This is a genomic window from Syntrophales bacterium (assembly GCA_035363115.1).
Classification (GTDB): Bacteria; Desulfobacterota; Syntrophia; order Syntrophales; family PHBD01; genus PHBD01.
Genome location: DAOSEM010000001.1, coordinates 963,733 through 982,839 on the forward strand (window position 1 = coordinate 963,733; position 19,107 = coordinate 982,839).

General features: G+C 60.0%; 16 protein-coding genes and 1 other RNA gene. 12 read left to right on the forward strand and 5 right to left on the reverse strand.

All coding sequences use genetic code 11. The features are described from left to right. The first annotated feature begins 73 nt into the window (after nt 1-73). The 4 genes from PLO63_04190 (at nt 74) to PLO63_04205 (ending at nt 5,578) form a co-directional block, all read left to right on the forward strand. Nucleotides 74-820, forward strand: a complete 747-nt coding sequence (locus tag PLO63_04190; GenBank protein HOI73327.1) for a PTS system mannose/fructose/sorbose family transporter subunit IID — start codon at nt 74-76, stop codon at nt 818-820. After that, entirely contained in the window at nt 817-1,086 is a 270-nt protein-coding gene (locus PLO63_04195; protein HOI73328.1) for an HPr family phosphocarrier protein, read from the forward strand. Before PLO63_04190 ends, PLO63_04195 begins: the two co-directional genes overlap by 4 nt. 4 nt (nt 1,087-1,090) lie before the next feature. Next, nucleotides 1,091-2,872: a phosphoenolpyruvate--protein phosphotransferase gene (gene ptsP, locus PLO63_04200; GenBank protein HOI73329.1), complete on the forward strand. Its 1,782-nt coding sequence runs from the start codon at nt 1,091-1,093 to the stop codon at nt 2,870-2,872. Between the two features lie 69 nt (nt 2,873-2,941). Beyond that, entirely contained in the window at nt 2,942-5,578 is a 2,637-nt protein-coding gene (locus PLO63_04205) for a 1-acyl-sn-glycerol-3-phosphate acyltransferase (GenBank protein ID HOI73330.1), read from the forward strand. 194 nt (nt 5,579-5,772) lie between these two features. Here the strand turns inward: PLO63_04205 and eno are convergent, their stop codons facing one another. After that, nucleotides 5,773-7,062, reverse strand: coding sequence for a phosphopyruvate hydratase (gene eno / locus PLO63_04210; protein ID HOI73331.1), 1,290 nt, complete (start codon nt 7,060-7,062; stop codon nt 5,773-5,775). Nucleotides 7,063-7,303: 241 nt separating this feature from the next. Between eno and PLO63_04215 the strand changes: the two genes are divergently transcribed. The 5 genes from PLO63_04215 to PLO63_04235 all read left to right on the forward strand — a co-directional run bounded on the left by PLO63_04215 (nt 7,304) and on the right by PLO63_04235 (nt 11,509). Beyond that, nucleotides 7,304-8,077, forward strand: coding sequence for an ATP-binding protein (locus PLO63_04215; GenBank protein HOI73332.1), 774 nt, complete (start codon nt 7,304-7,306; stop codon nt 8,075-8,077). Nucleotides 8,078-8,091: 14 nt separating this feature from the next. Further along, nucleotides 8,092-8,568 (forward strand): SsrA-binding protein SmpB, encoded by a 477-nt coding sequence (smpB, locus tag PLO63_04220; GenBank protein HOI73333.1) that lies wholly within the window; start codon nt 8,092-8,094, stop codon nt 8,566-8,568. Between the two features lie 210 nt (nt 8,569-8,778). Then, nucleotides 8,779-9,131: a transfer-messenger RNA gene (gene ssrA, locus PLO63_04225) on the forward strand. Between the two features lie 541 nt (nt 9,132-9,672). Continuing rightward, the gene (locus PLO63_04230) at nt 9,673-10,350 is read left to right on the forward strand and encodes a Fic family protein (protein HOI73334.1); all 678 of its coding nucleotides are present in this window, start codon (nt 9,673-9,675) and stop codon (nt 10,348-10,350) included. A gap of 691 nt (nt 10,351-11,041) precedes the next feature. Continuing rightward, the gene (locus PLO63_04235) at nt 11,042-11,509 is read left to right on the forward strand and encodes a hypothetical protein (GenBank protein HOI73335.1); all 468 of its coding nucleotides are present in this window, start codon (nt 11,042-11,044) and stop codon (nt 11,507-11,509) included. 264 nt (nt 11,510-11,773) lie between these two features. Here PLO63_04235 and PLO63_04240 read toward each other — a convergent pair whose 3' ends face one another. Beyond that, nucleotides 11,774-12,262: a DUF6125 family protein gene (locus tag PLO63_04240; GenBank protein HOI73336.1), complete on the reverse strand. Its 489-nt coding sequence runs from the start codon at nt 12,260-12,262 to the stop codon at nt 11,774-11,776. Between the two features lie 295 nt (nt 12,263-12,557). Between PLO63_04240 and PLO63_04245 the strand changes: the two genes are divergently transcribed. The 3 genes from PLO63_04245 to PLO63_04255 all read left to right on the forward strand — a co-directional run bounded on the left by PLO63_04245 (nt 12,558) and on the right by PLO63_04255 (nt 16,722). Next, on the forward strand, nt 12,558-13,094 hold the full coding sequence (locus PLO63_04245) for a TetR/AcrR family transcriptional regulator (protein ID HOI73337.1): 537 nt from the start codon (nt 12,558-12,560) through the stop codon (nt 13,092-13,094). Between the two features lie 328 nt (nt 13,095-13,422). After that, on the forward strand, nt 13,423-15,621 hold the full coding sequence (locus PLO63_04250; protein HOI73338.1) for an acetate--CoA ligase family protein: 2,199 nt from the start codon (nt 13,423-13,425) through the stop codon (nt 15,619-15,621). Nucleotides 15,622-15,810: 189 nt separating this feature from the next. Then, entirely contained in the window at nt 15,811-16,722 is a 912-nt protein-coding gene (locus tag PLO63_04255; protein ID HOI73339.1) for a hypothetical protein, read from the forward strand. 187 nt (nt 16,723-16,909) lie between these two features. Here the strand turns inward: PLO63_04255 and PLO63_04260 are convergent, their stop codons facing one another. The 3 genes from PLO63_04260 to PLO63_04270 all read right to left on the reverse strand — a co-directional run bounded on the left by PLO63_04260 (nt 16,910) and on the right by PLO63_04270 (nt 19,099). Then, a complete protein-coding gene (locus PLO63_04260) occupies nt 16,910-17,869 on the reverse strand; it encodes a YgcG family protein (protein HOI73340.1) in 960 nt (319 codons plus the stop codon). After that, nucleotides 17,866-18,504, reverse strand: a complete 639-nt coding sequence (locus PLO63_04265) for a hypothetical protein (GenBank protein HOI73341.1) — start codon at nt 18,502-18,504, stop codon at nt 17,866-17,868. Before PLO63_04265 ends, PLO63_04260 begins: the two co-directional genes overlap by 4 nt. Nucleotides 18,505-18,628: 124 nt before the next feature. Then, entirely contained in the window at nt 18,629-19,099 is a 471-nt protein-coding gene (locus PLO63_04270; GenBank protein HOI73342.1) for an LEA type 2 family protein, read from the reverse strand. Nucleotides 19,100-19,107 lie beyond the last annotated feature (8 nt).

The following is a 19,107-nucleotide window of genomic DNA, read 5'->3' on the forward strand; positions in this document are numbered from 1 at the left end:
TGGTAGATACGGCGCCGATTGATCCAATACGGAAGCATTGATCCGACAGGGAAACAATGAGGCCCAAACGTTCATGACCCGCCCCCCCCTGATCCAGGTTTTTGCCCGATCCCTTCTCATCCAGGCGTCCTTTAATTACTGGCGGATGCAGAATCTCGGATTTGCCTTTGCCATGATTCCGGTAATCCGCCGATTCAGCCGCGATCGGAAGGATGTGTCGGAACGTCTGGACCGTCACTTGATGCGGTTTCATACCCATCCGTGCATGGCGCCCTCGATCCTCGGTTCGGTCGTGTGCCTCGAGGAGACCGGGGGGGCGTCCGCCGGGGCCGATGCCATCGCTCTGAAGGATAGCCTTATGGGGCCGTATGCGGCCCTGGGGGACCCGCTGTTCCTGGGCGGAATACGGCCCCTTTCCTCCGTCTCCGGTGTTTTCTTTTTTGCCCTGGGGATGATGATGGCGGCTCCCCTGTGCCTCCTCGGTTTGTACAATGTGCCGTCCCTCTGGATCCGGTGGAGGGGGTTTCGGGAGGGGTACAAGAGGGGGCGCTGGGCCTTCGAGTTTTTCCAGACGCTGGATCTGACCCGCTGGACATCCCGGATGCGCTGGGCCGGGCTGGTTGCTCTGGCCGTGGTCGGGGCTGTGGTGGCCAAGGTATTCCTGCATCGTGAAGGGCTTTTTCCCCTGCCTGAGGGGTATTTGTCGGTGCTGGCCTTCCTGCTGGCGGTCTTCTGGCTCATTCGCCGGGGAGTGCCCCGGGTTTGGATTCCCTACGGCATATTTGTGCTGTTCCTGATCGTGCAAGCAGTCGTGTCATGATGATAATTCGGACCTTCGAGGTCAGAAATAAACTGGGCATTCATGCCCGGGTTGCCGCCAAACTGGTTTCCGTGGCGGTTCGTTTCCGGTCCACGATTTATTTCGAGAGGGACGGAAACGAGGTGAATGCCAAGAGTCTCCTCGGCATTCTCACCATGGCCTGTCCGCAGGGCAGTTTTATCACGATCCGGGCGGAGGGAAACGACGCGGAGGAGGCGGTAGAGGCAATCACGCGCCTTTTCGAAGATAAATTCGGCGAAGAGTGACGGGATGAAATCCAGGCAGGAAAAACAAACAGCCGTTTTGAGAGGGGTCGTCGTATCCCCGGGCATAGCGATCGGAAAGGCCTTTCATTTCGACCGCCTGGAGTCGCAGGTGGCATTCTACAAGCTCCGCGACAAGAGCCATGTATCCCATGAAATCAAGAGGTTTCGTGATGCCGTTGCGGCCTCGCTCCGGCAGCTCCGGGAAATCCGCCGTAAACTGGGCCGGGTGGAAGGCGTGGATCCCCTCTACATCCTGGATGTACACATCATGCTCCTGAAGGATCGGTCATTCCTCACCCAGGTCACCTCATTCATCCGGACCATGGAGGTCAATGCCGAGTGGGCCGTCCGGATGGCCATCGACAAGTACCGGGAGATCTTCGATAAGGTGGAGGACGAATACATCCGGGGTCGTTTCAGCGACATTCAGTACGCCGGCAACCGGATCCTCCGGAACCTGGGGGGCCACCGAAGGGAAACTGTGCCGGACCTGGACGAGGGGATCATCGTGATCGCCACGGATCTGTCCCCCGCGGACACGGCCCAGATGAAGATCGACCGCGTCCAGGGATTCGCCATCGACATGGGAAGCAAGACGTCCCACACGGCCATCGTGGCCCGTTCGCTAGAGATACCGGCCGTTGTGGGCCTGGAAAGGATCACCCGAGTCGTGAAAACCAATGACAACGTGATCATCGACGGTTCCGCGGGGCTTGTCATTGTCAACCCCGATCCGGAGATCCTCTTCCGCTACGAAGGAAAGAAGAGGGACTTTGACGAGGCCCGGCTTGAACTGCTCGCCGACGCCCGCCTGCCCGCCGTCACGAAGGATGGTCACAGCGTCGACATCGGCTGCAATATCGAGTTCATGGAAGAGATCCCTTCCGCCGTTACCCACGGGGCGGACGGCATCGGCCTGTACCGGACGGAGTTTCTCTACATCAACCGGGAGAATCTTCCGACGGAAGAGGATCACCTGGACAATTACCGGAGGGTTCTGGAGGAGAGGGAACTTCGCTGGGCCACCATTCGCACCCTCGACCTGGGTGGGGACAAATTCTTCTCCGACCCGAAGCTGGCGAAAGAAATGAATCCCCAGATGGGTCTCCGGGCGATCCGCCTGTGCCTCCGGGAGGAGAACATCTTCCGGGCGCAGCTGCGGGCGATTCTGCGTGCCGGAGCCGATGAGAGGGTCCGGATCCTGATTCCCATGGTCTCCGGAATCGAGGAGATCCGGGAAGCGAAGCGGATTCTGGCGGAACTGAAGGACGATCTGGCGCGGGAGGGGATCCCCGCTGGACTGGACCTGCCCGTCGGTGTCATGATCGAGGTGCCGTCCGCGGTCGTCATCGCCGAAGAACTGGCCCGGGAAGCCGACTTTTTCAGCATCGGCACGAACGACCTGATCCAGTATGCCCTGGCCATCGACCGGATCAACGAGCGGGTCTCCTACCTCTACGAACCGCTTCACCCTGCCGTGCTCCGCCTCATCAGGCAGGTGGTGGAGGCAGGGCACCGGGCGGGCATCCCCGTGGCCATGTGCGGCGAAATGGCGGGAGACCCTTTGTATACCCTCATCCTGCTGGGATTCGGCTTGGACGAACTGAGCATGAATCCCCTGGCGATCCCGCGGGTCAAGCGGATCATCCGCGCCTCCACGCGGAAGGAATCCCGGAGGCTCCTGAAGCGGATCTTTGCCTTTTCCTCCGCCGCGGAAATCCGCTCTCATGTCGAGGATTATATGCACAGTAGGTTTCCGGAGGCGTTTCCAGCCGCGGAATCGTAAAATGCGAATCGGGGAGGCGGCATCCGAACACCTCCCGTACTTCGTTTCTATCTTCGGGAGGCACCGGCCTTGTCCCTATCTCAGAAACTCAGATCCTGGCTCACCGGTCTTGAAGAACAACACAGCGGCTGCCTGTACGGGAAAGACAGCCTGCCCCTGATTCTCCTGCTGAAGAAAGTTCTCTCCAAGGTTCTCATTCCCGAGGAGACGGAGAAGAAAATCGCCAGGGCCGCCTCCGATGGCGTGGTCGTCTACGCCGTCAAGCAGCAGAGCCAGCTGAACACGCTGATCATCCGGGAATCGGCCCGCACCCGCGGATTCCCCCGGCCGACCTTTTCCCACGATACGAACATGCTGTTCTGGCAGCCCTTCGGCAAGGCCCTCCGGACCATTTTGGCCCTCATTCTGCTTCCTCTTTCCCGGCGCCGGAGCACCGGCCCGCGCGAGCGCTCCTTCGTCCGCAAGTCCGTCCGCCGGAGCGAGAGCGTTGTCGTCCACCTCGGAATGTCCGAACTGACCCCGAACAAACACGTGGAAGACGGCCTGTCCCAGCTTCTTTACGCCCAGTGGGAAATGGACCGGCCGGTCCTCGTCGTTCCGGCTTTGGTCAGCTATGGACGGCGGCGCGACATGGAGCGGGAGAGCGTGATCAATATCCTTTTCGGCCAGACAGAGGGCACCGGCACCATCCGGCGGGTGATCACCTTCTTCCGCTATTCAAACAAGGCCTCGCTCGTCTGCGCAGAGCCGGTGAATCTCAAGTCGTTCCTGGCGGACAACAAGGACCTGTCCAGGGAGGAGATGATCAACCACCTCCGGGGCGACCTCATCGAGCGGATCGACGAGGAGAAGACCGCCACGGTGGGTCCGATCCTCAAGTCCCGGCAGGAAATGGTTTCCCTGGTCCTGAAGGACGAGAAGGTACGGCAGGCCATCGAACAGCGGGGGATCGAGAACCGCAAGGGGTACGACGCGGCCTTCAAGGAGGCCAGGCGCTACCTGAACGAGATCGCCTCCGACTACAGCGAGATGTTCATCGAGCTGTGGGACAAGGTGCTCGGCTGGCTGTGGAACAACATCTATGACGGCGTCATCGTGGACCGCGACGGCATGACGAAGATCCGGAACCTGTCCAAGAAGATGCCCTTCGTCGTTGTGCCTTGCCACCGGAGCCACATCGACTATCTGCTTCTGTCGTACGTCTTCTACAAGCACAACATCCAGATGCCCTTCATCGCCGCGGGGACCAACATGCTCTTCTGGCCCCTGGGCTCCGTCTTCCGCAAGTCCGGCGCCTTCTTCCTGCGCCGCAGTTTCCGGGGGAACGAGCTCTACGGCGAGGTGTTCAACGGCTATCTCAACGTCCTGCTCAAAGAGGGGCTGCCCGTCGAGTTCTTCATCGAGGGGGGGCGCAGCCGCACAGGGAAGATGATCATGCCCCGCTACGGGCTCCTGTCGATGATCATCCAGGCCTACGCCAGCGGTGCCTGCGAGGACCTGGCGATTATCCCCGTCTACCTCGGCTATGACCGCATCATCGAGGAGAAGGCCTACCTGAAGGAGCTGGGAGGCGAACAGAAGCATGACGAAAGCGCCTCCGACGTGATCAAGAGCGGAAAGGTCCTCCGGAAGCGCTACGGCCATGTATACGTCAACATCGGCGAGCCCATCCTCATGAAGCAGTACCTGGAGAGCCAGGAAAAGACCTACGAGGGCATGTCCACGGAGGAGAGGCAGCGGCTATACCGGAAGATCGGATACGAGATCGTGCTGAACATCGACCAGGTCTCCGTGGTGACCCCGTTTTCACTCCTTTCGGCGGGATTCCTCTGGTCCGACCGCCGTGGTATCTCGGTGGACGACCTGATGGAGGTCCTGGGGCATTTCCGGGACTACCTCCTGGCCCGGAAGGTCCGGTTCTCCGAGACCTTCGGCGACATGGAAAAGGCCGTGACGAGCGCCCTGGGTCTGTTCGAAGAGTCCCGCCTCATTTCCCGTGTCGGGGAGGACGAAGACCTCCCGGACGAGGGAGAGGAGGTGGTCTACTCCCTGCCCGAGGAAAACCGGCTGAACCTCGAATACTACAAGAACAACATCCTTCATTATTTCGTTCCCGCCTGCTTCCTGGCCGCCTCCGTGGCGCTTCACCGGGAAGATGTCCTGTCCCTGCAGGAGATTATGGAGGATTACCGCTTCTTTAAAAAGATGTTCCGCCATGAGTTCATTTTCGATGACCGGGTGGACGACCTGGATGAGATCCGGGAGGTTCTGCTGTACCTGTCGCAGAAGGGCATGGTCTCCATCAGCGGCGGTGAGGCGGGGGGCTTTGCGTCCATCGAAGTGAAGGGCAAGGGGAAGCGGAACCTCATCCCCTTCGCGGGCCTGATCCGGAATTACATCGAGTCCTACTGGGTGGTCGTCCGGGCCTGTGCCTATCTCGCCCAGGGGCGGATGCCGGAAAAGGATTTTCTCAAGAAGATTCGGGGGCTTGGAGAAAGGATGTTCCAGAAGGGAGAGATCCGCCGCTCCGAGGCGCTCTCCCAGTCGAACTATGCCAACGCGCTTCGGTTCCTGGAGGACATGGGCATCGCCGGCATGACGGAGGAGGCGGTGAAGGGGGAGAAGCGCCCCGTTCGCTACTGGAGCCTCTCGGAAGACCGGACGCTCCTGGAGGGGCTGAGGCGGCGCCTGTTCCGGTTCCTGTAAGACAAGGGATCTGCAGGCTCCTCCGGTCGTTGTCGGTATTCGTCATGACGGTCCCAAGCCCATCCGCGGGATCAGGAACCGGTTCCACCGTTCTTCAGGACATTTAGAAAAGCCCCGAATGCGCTGTTGCATCCGGGGCTTCTGGTTTCATCCCTTCTCCCGTCAAGGAACGGTTTTCTGTCGCCGGGATCGAATCAGCCCCGAACGGAATACAATGCCCCCTTGCCGCGATAGACGGCCATCTCACCCAGCTCCTCCTCGATGCGGAGCAACTGATTGTATTTGGCCAGCCGCTCGCTGCGGGAGAGGGAGCCGCTCTTGATCTGGCCGCAGTTGGCTGCCACGGCCACGTCCGCCATGCAGGCATCCTCCGTTTCGCCGGACCGGTGGGAGACGACGCATGTGTAGCCGGCCTCCTTGGCCGTCTGGATCGTCTCCAGGGTCTCCGTGAGCGACCCGATCTGGTTCAGCTTGATGAGGATCGAGTTGGCCACGCCGAGGCCGATCCCCTTCTCCAGGAGCTTCTTGTTCGTTACGAAGATGTCGTCGCCCACGATCTGGACCTTCTTTCCCAGGGCCGCAGTGAGCAGCTTCCAGCCCTCCCAGTCGTTCTCGTCCAGGCCGTCCTCGATGGAGATGATGGGGTATCTCTTCACGAGGTCCTCGTAATACCGGACCATTTCCGCCGCTGTCTTGTTCGGCTTCTTTTCCGCTGCAAGCCGGTAAATACCCTTCTCGTAGAAGGAGCTGGCCGCCGAGTCCAGGGCGATGGAGACATCCTTGCCGGGCTTGTACTTTGCCTTCGTGATGGCCTCCACGATGAGCGACAGGGCCTCCTCGTTGGACTTCAGGTTCGGGGCGAATCCGCCCTCGTCGCCGACGGCGGTGTTGTAGCCTTTGCCCTTGAGGACGGCCTTCAGGGTATGGAAGACCTCCGCGGAGATCCGGAGCCCTTCCTTGAAGGTCCTGGCCCCGATCGGCATGATCATGAATTCCTGGATGTCCACGTTGTTGTCGGCGTGCTGGCCGCCGTTGATGATGTTCATCATGGGGACCGGGATATCCTTCGCGGCCACCCCTCCGATGTAACGGTACAGGGGAAGCTCGAGGGTCATCGCCGCCGCCTTGGCGCAGGCCAGGGAGACGCTGAGGATGGCGTTGGCGCCGAGGGCGCTCTTGTTCTCGGTGCCGTCCAGGGCGATCATGGCATAGTCGATCTCCCTCTGCATCAGGGCGTCCATGCCAAGGATCTCGGGGCCGATCTTGCCGACCACGTTGGCCACGGCCTTCTCCACGCCCTTTCCGAGGTAGCGCTTCTTGTTCCCGTCCCGCAGCTCCAGCATTTCGTGCTCCCCCGTGGATGCGCCGGAGGGGACTGCCGCGCGGCCTGTGACACCGGAGAAGAGCGTGACTTCCGTCTCTACCGTGGGGTTGCCTCTCGAATCCAGGATTTCCCTGGCGTGTACATTGATGATTTCTGTCATAAATCCTCCTCGTCTCTTCCACTGGAAGAGCTTGATTTTTTGGTAATCCGTTTCCGATATCCTTCCAGGCGCCCTGCCGGGGCCGGTCCTTATGTACTCGAATCCGCCCCGGTTATCAAGGAATGATGCGGCGTCCGGGGCTCTTGGGCTTGATTCGGAGACCCATCTGGGATAGAGGGAGAACTCCGGACAGCCCCGTGTCGAGGGGCGGCCGGGAGAAAGGCCGAAATCGGGCAGGAGCATGGAAAGAGAGCGCACGAGAACGCGCCTGTTCCTCCACCTCAAGAAGTGGCTGGAGCGGGCCGTCATGGAATACGGCATGATCGAAGAGGGCGACCGGGTACTCGTGGGGGTATCCGGCGGGGCCGACAGTCTCGTCCTCCTGGACCTCCTGGATTCGCCCATGGTCTTCACGCCGTCCTTCACGCTCCTGGCCGTTCACGTCGATCTGGGCTTCGATCCCGGCGGGGAGGACCTCCGGGCGGTGGAAGCGTGGCTCCGGGGCACCGGTTGCGAATACGTCCTCGACAGGACCGACTACGGTCCCGTGGCCCACAGCGAGGTCAACCGGAAGAACCCCTGCTTCCTCTGCTCACGCCTGCGGCGGAAACGGATCTTCGAGATCGCCGAGGAGCGCGGCTGCAACAAGATCGCCTTCGCCCACCACCGGGACGACATCATCGAGACGCTTCTCATCAACCTGTTTTACGGGCGCGAGATCAGCACCATGAAGCCGATGCAGGAGTTCTTCCGGGGGAAGCTCCACGTGATCCGGCCCCTGGCGTACCTCGAAGAGGAGCTCGTCAAGAAATACGCCCGGGAACAGGGGATCCCCGCCGTGAAGAACCGGTGCCCCACCAGCGGCGCCTCGAAGCGGCAGTATATCAAGGATCTCCTGGACCGGCTGGAGCGGGACAATCCGCAGATCCGCCACAACATCAACCTGGCCATGCGGCACGTCAAGCCCGATTACCTTCCAGGGGCGGGCCTGCGGCAGGCGCCGGGCCGGCCCTGAGGAGCAGAAGAACCATGGCCAGGAAAAGCGAAGCCGCCGAAAAGTCCATCTGCACCAACAAGCAGGCGCGGCGGAATTATTTCATCGATGAAACCTACGAGGCCGGGATCGCCCTGGTGGGGACGGAGGTAAAGTCCCTGCGGGAGGGCCGGGCCAACCTGAAGGACAGTTTTGCCTCCGTGAACAACGGAGAGGTGGTCCTCTATGACCTGCACATCAGCCCGTACACCTTCGGGAACCGCTGGAACCACGACCCGCTGCGGCCGCGGAAGCTCCTCCTTCACAAGCAGGAGATTCGCCGTCTCTACGGCAAGGCCCGGGAGAGGGGGCTCACCCTCGTACCCCTCAGGATGTATTTCAAGAAGGGTAAGGTGAAAGTGGAGCTGGGGGTTGGCCGGGGGAAGAAGCTCTACGACAAGCGGGACGACCTCCGGGCCCGCGAGGACAAACGGGACATGGAGCGGGGGTTCCGGGACAGGGGCCGGGATTGAGGCCTGCCGGTCCGGCTGTATTGAAGGCGGGCTTGGGATTTCCGGAGCGGATCATAGAATTGGCCGGGTCTGCTGGATACTCTGCCGCTGCCACGGCCGGATCGCTCCGGGATCATCCTGCGAATCGCCGCCAATCCGGATCCCGGGATTCCGCTTGACGATGACCGGATGAAGGTTATACAAAGGGCCAGTTCTTTCCAATTCCAATATGGGGGCGTCACGGTTTCGACGGGGATCGTTGAAGCTATCAGAAGCGTGCCGAGGTTCCTGCAGGCCTCGTTAAACAGGCAGGAAAACACTTAGTCGCCAACAACTACGACTACGCACTGGCCGCATAGGCCAGCGTCCTCCCGATTTCGCCTGCCGAGTCGGATGAGGGCGTCATAAAGGCAGGATAACCGACTTCCTCTGCCTGGGGGGAAGGGGGCGAAAATCTAAAAGGCTAGCCTGCATCCATCCCGCCCCTGGGAGGGATGACAGGCGAAATCAAATCAGGGGCTGCGCACGGAGAAACTGAAGTGGAAGGTTTCCGGACGCGGGTTCGACTCCCGCCGCCTCCACCATCGAAATAAAACTAATGATATCACATGGATACGTTTTGGCAGGTCGCGATTTCCGATAGGAAGCTTTAGGAAAAGGCTATACAATTCAAACAGTTATTAAATCAAACATCCAATTCTCTAATTATACCGCCGCCCATCTGTCGAAAACCCATAAATTCAATTGCTTAAAAGCAGCCGCCTTTTTTTGTGCCCACCATTGTGCCTAAAAATGGTTTTTGGGGTTGAAAATGGTGTGCCGGATGTTCCCACATATCCACTCATGGATGTTTAAAGCCTTTACATCCGTGAACCCCATTTTTATCAGTCGTGATCTTGGCTCACGGCGGTATAAGTGTCCCAGAGAACAGTGCTTGCAGCAAAGCATTGAAGCTACACATTTCAGTAGCCAAATGATAAATCAGATCCAAACCGATAACATCTCGGGGAAAATGGATTTTAAAACAGTCGACTCTATATCGTCTCTTGGTGCGTAACTGCTTCCCCATGAAAAGAGCCAAGAGGGGAGTCATCTTGGGAAGGATTGTCGAGCCAGGAGGAATGAATGGGAAGGGGAACAAAATACGATACTTCCGGCTTGTTGGAAAGTCAGTACCAGCAGGGGTCGCGGGGGCGAGTCCTGCGTAATTTGTGCGGGATAAAGAGCAAACGGCAAATGGACGCATTGGAGGCACAGGAGCTGCTGCGAGCCCTGAAGAATCTTGCCGGCCAATATGGAGAGGACCATCGGTTCACTGCGGCAGATATCTGCAGGATGCACAAAACGTGGCTTGGCGGCATCTACCCATGGGCCGGGCAATACCGTCAGGTCAACATCAGCAAAGGCTCGTTTCCCTTCGCCGCTGCGGCGCAGATCCCCCGTCTCATGGACGAGTTTGAGAAGAAAATTCTTGGCAGACATACACCCTGCCGCTCCAAGTCCCGCCATGACGCGGCCTATGATCTGGCCATCGTTCACACGGAACTGATCCTGATTCATCCCTTTCGAGAAGGGAACGGACGATTAGCCCGTCTCTTAGCCGTGCTGATGGCACTGCAGGCAGGGCTGCCGCCGCTGGATTTCGGACTGCTGAAGGGAAAGAAGCGGCAAGGGTATTTCGCGGCCGTACAGGCGGGAATGGACTGCAACTATGAACCGATGACACGGATTTTCAGCGAGGTGATCGATCGCTCTTTGAAGACTTCGCGGCCGCTTTCGGCTTCCGGGACGGCACGGAGATAGACGCCTTTTTTGCCGCGAGATGGACCCCTTCCACGGCTGCGGATGTGAACACCGATATCGTGAAGAGGGCGTCGCACACCTCGACATCTTTCAAGTAAGGATTGGTTTTCAGAAGGGATTTCTTATTCATGTCGGAAGTATACACGATGAAGACGGGGAGCGCACGGAATTTCCCCAAGGCACCGCGATCATGGGATAGATCCGCCCGGCGGGAAGATCTCGGTTGTTCCAGGGAAGGATTTCCTGTAGGCGTTGCGGGAATGGTTCCCAAAATTGTGCCCAAACAGTGATGACGACGGATGATTTTTGATGATCTTCAGTGACATACCAAACGGACGACGAGGCAAGAGAAAAGCCAGTTATGTCGTCATCATTCGTAATTGTTTGTCATCGTTGGTCATCCGTCATCATCGGCTTTTTATTGGTTCGACTCCTGCCGCCTCCACCATCACTTTTAAATCAAGTAAAAACAATAAGATGTAAATGCATAGGGGCCAAGGCAGGGGTCATGACCGCCGGGATGATCCGGTTGGTTTTGGCCCTTTTTTCTTACTTTTGGATTCGTGTGTCTGGGGAAATCGACTCCGTGTTTCTATCCGGGCGTAAAAAAAGGATCCGTTTCCACGGGCCACGTTATCGGCAAATGTGTTAAGTGACGGGAAGATCATCGATATAAAAAAAGAGAACGACCATGACGGAATGGAAATTGCCGCCAAAAGCCAAGATTTATGAAGCGTTGAGTGCCTTCGCCGACGGAAGGGTGCGTATCAAAAGCCCGAACGAGGCGGGAGTCACATCGTCCGCCGCCGACAAGGAATACTCCGTTCAATGGTCCGATGACATGAAGCGCCTCAGTTCAAACGACAATGCCTCTTATTGGCAGGGATACGCGGGATACCCTGTCGTTGCCGTTCTTCTGGCGCTTGGCAGAATCGATTTTGATGCCGAAATCGCAAACAGTCTGGCCGGGGTTCCGTGGAAGCGAATGAATGATCGGTTTAAGCGGGACTACGACAAGGCTGTCGATTGCGTCCTTGAGGAACTTGAAGCAAAGGGAGTGGATCGGGCTGCCATCGTCCGGCAGGTCGACAGCATTTATGCCCAGCTGGAGGCATTGAAAATCGAGCGCGGTCCCCGTACTGGGCCACCGCCGAAGTGATCAATCAATCGTCCGGGCAAGGGCTCATCTGCAAATCTCAAATTCTTGAGGCCTTAACTCGGCTGTCATTCTTCTCTCTTCTACCGTTTCCATTGTCATGAATCGTTTGTTATGGGACTTCCTGTTCCTAATCCGGTTTTATGACCCAGCGGAACCGGATCTCCAGGGGCGTGACAAGGGCGAGGATGTCGTAATCCGACCGATGGTTGTATAGGATGATGCAGGGCTGTCCCGCTTTGATCTTCTTTCGGAACCGGAAAGCGCTCACCTGGAAACGGGGGCGGTCAGGATGATCTCGCAGCAGTCAGCCCCCCGGTTCAGGTTTTTCGTGTGCCGGACGTCGAGGGCAAACTCCTTTCCGTAGATCCCCCGGGCGAGGCCCCGGTACGTTTCGGCCGTCGCGATGCCGCAGTCGGCGATTCCGGCCTTGGCGATGGCCTTCTGCGTTTCGCAGTCCGTCACCCTCACGGTGATCGCTCCGCCGTCTACAGTGATGCTCCTCCCCTCCATTTTCATCACGGCGCACAGGACCTCCAGCACGTCCAGGAAATCGTCCGGCCATTTCGGCTCCGCCGTCAGCATTCCCCGGAGCCTCTTCCCCATGACGTAGGAAAGCTGCCGCCATGCCGCCACGTCGGTCTCCCACGCCGCCTCCTTCCCGAATTTTTGCGCCACGGCCATGAACCACGCGCCATCCATGCGGATCATGGAGAACTGGGCAAGCTCGAAGAGCTGATTGCGATCGAGAATCATGCGAAACGAACCTCCTGGATGGATTTTTCGGGGAATCACCATGGCTCCTTAGCAGAAGCCGCCGGAAGAATCCACCGGGTCGGCGGCAGGGAGGGATCCTCCCTCGATTCCGAACGGGTGCAAGCGGCTCGTTGTTCCTGCCCGGGAGGAGCCGATTTCGGCCCGGAGGAGGGCATCCGTTCATCGAGATGAAACATCCACATGAAATTCCATGGAAATGAGCGATGCGGGCGAGTATCGCGGAATGGAAGTTTATGATGGTTACCATACCGTACGGTATGGTATGAAACGAGCCATGTCGAAAGAGCGAGACACAAGGAAAACTTGGCTTGAAGAGGGCCTGAACATCCTGGCAAAGGAAGGCCCCAGCGCGCTTTCCATCGACCGGCTCACGCTCGCCACGGGGAAGACCAAGGGCTCCTTCTATCACCACTTCAGCAGCCGTGACCATTACATCGAGGCCCTGCTCGAATACCACGAGAAGAACATGATCGACGAAGTCGTGGAGCAGACCAATGAGGCGGGCGATCATCAGGCCAGGCTGAAGAAACTCACAAAGCTGGCGTTCCAGATCTCGGGCGAGCTGGAGTTGGCCATGCGGGCATGGGCCCTGTACGATCCCAGGGTGAAGTCCTTTCAGGACCGCCTGGACAGGCGCAGGCTGGAATACGCCAGGAATCTGTATGTGGAATCGGGGATCGCCCCCGACAAGGCTCAGATGCTTTCACACCGCGACTACTCGCTTTTCATCGGGCTTCAGCAGCTCAAGCAGTACTGTGACGAAAACGAGTTCCGGAGCATCCTGCGCAGCGTTTTCACAGGCAGTGCCTGAACGGAATCCGTTTCGAACGGCGCCTCTGGAAAAATGCAGCCGGGTGAAGAGCCGCCGCGATCGCTTCATCGCATGGATGAGCGTCGCCGCATCGATCCGGCCCGCCACATCGACAAACGAAAGAAGATCAACACCGGCCGTTCGCTCGCCGGGATCTTTCCGGTGCGGTCGGCCCGAACCGTTCCGGCATATAGTCATGGATGCCGGCGCTATCGGTCATCGGCGTCCTTTCGGCGATGCCGCCGGCGGGCAAGCGAGGGGCGAGTCTCATGGCGGGTAGACCCCCGGTGGACGCTGTCGTGAATCAAATTTGAATGAGGGAGAAGGAATGGATCCAAAGGGTCTGGTTGAGAAGGCGAAACGGGAAGGCCGATCCGCTCTTACCGAGGCGGAATCGAAGCAGGTGTTGATGTGCTACGGCGTTCCCGTCGTGGAAGAGGGTGTGGCGAAGACCGCCAGGGAGGCGGTCTTGCTTGCGGAAAAAATCGGATATCCCGTCGTCCTCAAGGGACTGGGAGCGAAACTGACCCACAAGACGGAGAGGGGACTCGTCCGTCTGAATATCGGAACCGGAGAAGATCTGCTCGCTGCGGCGGACGCGGTGGCCCGAGCGGCCGGAGACGACCTGGAAGGCTATCTCGTTCAGCCCATGATCGGCGGCAGGCGGGAGTTTGTTGCGGGGCTCTTCTGCGATCCCCAGTTCGGCCCGGTCGTCATGTTCGGCCTGGGTGGCATTTTCACGGAGGCCCTGGACGACGTCGTCTTTCGGATCGCCCCGGTCAGCGAAGAGCAGGCGGAGATGATGATCGGCGAGCTCCGGTCCTCCCGTCTTCTCCAGGCGTTTCGGGGAGACGCTCCCGCCCGCCGGGAGGAGATCGTGAGGACGCTGGTCGGGTTGTCCCGTCTCGGCATGGAGATGACGGATATCGTGGAGGTGGACGTCAATCCGCTCATCATCGGCGCCGACGGACGGGTCACCGCGGTCGACGCCCTGGTCGTCCTCGGGGAGAGGCCGGTTCCTCCCGCCGCCCGGCCCCCCGTCGCAGGCCGGGACGTCTTCAAATTCTTCAACCCCCAGTCCGTTGCCTTTGTCGGCGCCTCGTCCCAATTCGGAAAATGGGGGGAGACACTCTTCACCAATGTCGTGGCGGGCGGATACGAGGGGAAGATCCATCTCGTGAACAACAAGGGGGGAGAGATCTTCGGCCGCCCGGTCTACCGGTCGGTGACGGAGATCCCCGGCGACGTCGACCTCGGGGTCGTGACCGTTCCGGCTGCCAGCGTTCCCGGGCTGATTCCGGAGTTCAAGGCCAAGGGCATCCGGTACATGCTCCTGACGACCTCCGGATTCGCGGAGCTGGGGAGTGAGGGGAAGGCCCTCGAGAAGGAGCTGGTCCGGAAGGCCGACGAGGCCGGCGTCGTGATCCTGGGGCCCAACACCATGGGCCTTGCCAGTCCGCATGCGAAATTCAACTGCGTATGGGCCCCCTACAGCCCGAAGCCGGGTTCGATCAGCATGATTTCCCAGTCCGGGACGATGGGGTCCATCTTCCTGCATTTTGCCGAGGAGGAAAACTACGGCATCCGGGCCTACAGCGGCACGGGGAACGAGGCGATGATCACCATCGAGGATTATCTCAGTGGTTTCCGGGAGGACGACCGGACGAACGCGATTCTGCTCTTTATCGAGAGCGTCAAGAACGGTCCGCGGTTCTTCGAGGAGGTCTCCCGCGTGTCCATAAACAAGCCGGTCATCATCCTGAAAGGGGGAAGGACAGAAGCGGGCCAGAGGGCGACGGCAAGCCACACGGGATCCCTGGCCTCCAATACGCGGGTTTTTGAAACGGCCTGCCGGCAGGCCGGGGCCGTGCTGGCGAAGCAGCCCCTGGAGCTGTTCGACCTTGCGGCGGCCTTCTCTTTCCTCCCTCTGCCGAAAGGGAAGCGGGTCGCCATCATGACCATGGGCGGCGGCATGGGCGTGGTCGCCACGGATGCCTGCATCGAGTCCGGCCTGGAGATACCGCGCCTGCCGGAGCATGTGATTTCCAGGATCAATGAGCTTCTCCCCGACTACTGGAGCCGCTCGAATCCGGTCGACATGGTCGCCGTTGCCGATCTGGAAGTTCCCCTGCGTGTCATGGAGGTGCTGGCCTCCTGGGACGGCTGCGATGCCGTGTTCCACATCGGGACCGGCGAGCGGGGATTGTTCGGGGGGAGAAAAGTCCGTATTTTCAATACGGTCCATCCGGGAGCCATGCCAAAATGGCTGGAGGACAGCGAGCGTCTCATTGCAGATATATACAGACAGTTTGTTGCCCACACGATCACACTGATGAAGAAATACGAAAAACCGATCCTGGGCGTGTCGATGGACGGCAAGATCGTGACGGATATCGACGGGGGCGGCTACAAGGGGATTTCCTTTCCGACGCCCGAGCGCGCCGTCCGGGTCCTGGCCCGGATGGTGGAATACGGTGGCTGGCTTGAGCGGGCCGCAGCCGGGCAGGCCGACCGGGCCGGGATCTGATCCATTGTTCGAGGTTTCATACGATCCCGCACGACGTGTTTTCTGCAGGCAGGCACAGTGCTTTTCTGTGGCCTGCCTGAACATTTTCTGCCCGAGTCCTGTTCGATTGGCATTGAAAAAAAGCCTCAATCCCTCTATGTATGGGGTCCCGTCCGACAGAGACAGCCATCAAAAGGAGGTAGAGAAATCATGGATCTGAGGAGAGGAAAAAGCTCGTATTGGCCTGTTGCGTTCGTGTGCATCCTTGGTCTGTTTTCGCTCGCCACGGGCGATGCCCTGGCGGAGCCGTCCACGGCCCAGGTGAAGAAGATGTGGGAAGGGCAGAACAACGTCAAGGACCGTGTCCTCAGCGTCAAGCGCATGGGTGGACAGCGTACGACCAATCAGCTTGATGGCAAGCACTACATCACCCCCGTGGGGACCTGCTGGGACTATGACATCGTCGAGCTGCAGAAATGCGGCTGCCGGCTCTTCCTGAAGGCCAGCGCCTGCTGCCGCAGGGGATCGACACGGGAATGCGAGATGCGGGTCGGCAACTCGAAGATGGTGGACTGCACGCCCTACGGAAAGCCCAAATTCGGCCTTGCGGGCAACACCGAGCCGCCCGACTGCAAGACACAGCGCATGCAGTCCGAGTGCTGGCATCGCAAAGACCTGGTTTTCGGAGCCGGTGTCGTCATCGGACCGTGCATGGGGAGCAATCAGAAACAGGACTGGCCGCCCACATTCAAGTGCCCCAAAGGCCAGGAGACCGTTCAGGACTTTCTGAACAAACGATGCGGTCCGACACCGGAAGACTGCGGTTGCACGCTCGTGGAAGAATGCTCCTCCGAAGGGGGGCTGAAGTGCTACAACGACTGGAAATCGAACAAGGCGGCCGTCGACTGTTACTACAACCCCATTTACAAATCGGGCTATGAACGGGAGAAGTGCTACAAGGCCGCGATGGCGGGCAGCTCCCCGGAAGGCGCGAAGGAGGCCGCAGCCAGTGTCGCCGAATCGGCGACGCAAGGGACCTCCGGTGCCGGCAGCTCGGCGAAATCAAAGGCCGGTAGCGCGGCCGACGCGGCCGTGGACGTCCTGAAGAAGATCTGGAAGTGATCCCGACGGCCTGAAGGGGAACCCGGAGCCCGCGCAGATTTCCGTCAGCGGGATCGGGCCTGTCAGGGAATGAACGGAATGAAAAGCGGCCGACCGGCTCACAACCGGTCGGCCGCTTTCGTATAAAGCCAAAGCTGTTGCCGGGTTGACGATGGACGCCCGGGCCGTGCCGGAAGAGCGATGATCGTTACCAGCTTCCGGATGCGCCGCCGCCGCCGGAGGAGCCTCCTCCGCCCGAAAAGCCACCACCGCTGGAGAAGCTCGACCCTCCGCCGGAGCCTCCCGACGTGACCCACATCCCGCCGATGTTGGCGCCCCCCTTGGTCTCGAAGCTCTTCTTGATTTCCTTGAACCGTTTTGTCCGGGAGATCAGGATCTTGGCGAGGGGGAACCCGACGGCATAGGCCATCAGCAGGTAGAGCGTGCCCGTGGTGCCGACGACGACAATCGGAAACGTTGCCCAGAACGGGATCAGGAAGAAGTAGAGGAACCAGCCGACCCCGGGCGTCAGGACGCCGATCACCGTGAACAGACCGATGATGCCGAAGATGAACGCGCCGAAGAGGATCCGCTCGGTGATCGACAGGTCCGGCTCCTCCAAGTGGAATCCGGACTTGGCGGGCTTTTCGCTTGCGCCCGTCGTCTCTCCGGCCTCCGGCGCCTTGCCCCCCTCCAGCAGGCTGATGACGCTTTTTACGCCCGCCTCGATGCCGCCGTTGTAATCCCCCTCCTTGAAGCGCGGCGTCATGTCGTTGCGGATGATCCGGCCGGCCAGGCCGTCGGTGAGCGTACCTTCGAGGCCGTACCCGACCTCGATCCGCATGCGCCGGTCGTTCGGCACGACGATGATCAGGACACCGTTGTCCTTCCCTTTCTGTCCGAGCTTCCATGCCTCGAAGACCCGGACGGCATAGTCCTCGATGCTCTCTTCCCCGATCGTGGGAACGGTGAGCACGGCGACCTGGTTGCTCGTTTGCGCCTCGTGTCTCTTCAGCTGTTCGGTCAGCGAGCGGCGCGTCTCCGGCGAGAGAATCTCCGCATTGTCGGTCACGCGGCCGGAGAGGTAAGGGACGTCCGCGGCCGCGGCGACCGCCGCCAGGAGCAGGACCAGGACCGGAATCAGCAGGAACCGCGCGGCTTTTCTCATGAACCTTTCTCTTCGATGATCCCGTCCGGCAGTTCGTTCTCCCCGGGCTCTCCCGGGGCCGTCGGGGCAAGGGCCTCTTCCAGGGATGCCAGCCCCTCTTCCAGGGCGTGGGAGATCTCGCCTTCCCGGAGGGCCTTCGTCATGCGCGCGACGACCGCCTGCAGGGCGTCCCGTCCCAGGCGCGTATCCAGCCCCGTGTCGGGAAGGACAACCACGCGCCGCTCGAACTGGCTGACCAGCAGCAGGATGCCCGTCCGCCCGCGGGTGGCGAACAGCTCGCGGGTGAGGAACAGGGATGAGGCGTACTGGCGAACCTCCGTGGAGGCGCGGTGGGCGTCCAGGAAGAGCCGGGCGAAGGCGGGCGCAAAGAGGCAGAGCAGGATGGAGAGGATACCCGCTCCGAGCGGCAGTGCCGCTGACAGGAAGGCCTCGTAGCCGGAGGCCCATCCCGGCCGCATCCCGTTCATTGCGAAGACCGGCAGCGCGGCGAGGGCCGTCCCGAGGGCGAAAGCCTTCCAGGGAAGCTCCGGATAGGAGTCGCTGCGCCCGATGACTGCGAGGACGATCTGGGCGCCGGTCCGTTTCTCCGCTTCCGCGACACGATGGTCGAGATGGGTAAGATCCTGATTTTTCACAGGCCGACTATAGGGTGTGCTTTTTTGCCTGTCAATTCCATTTGATGCGAAGGCGTTGCCCCGGTCGGGAAGGCGGCCGGCGGGATGAATGCCGCAAGCCCGGTGCGGGACCGGGAAACACGGATCAGGTGCGTCCTTCCTTTGAGAAGAGAAAACGGCGGCTCCCGAAGAACGCCTTGATGGAGGCATTCCCTTCCATTTTGTAAGCCAGTTCGTGTCCCGCGATGACGGACTTCAGGCTGCCGCCCAGGTTCTTGAAACGGGCGGCAATCATGATGTTCACCTTTGTTTTGGATGAAGAAGGGAGAAGCACCTCCCGTTCCAGGCGACCGGTTCCGGCCTCTTCGCCGTTGAGGAAAATCCTGAATTCGGCGGCGGTGAGCGTCAGATCGAAACGGTTCGGATTCTCAACGTCGAGACCGAGGACGAGGTTCCATCCCGAGGAAGATGTCGGGGTGATGTTGATGTCACGGAGGACGAAGGAAGGGGCCTCCATGAGCCAGCCCAGGCAGGATGTGAGACACGTGGACAGGACAAGCAGGAGGAGCCACAAGCCCTGATGGGTCGTCCGCCTGTTCTTTTTCAGGGCATCCATTTTCCCTC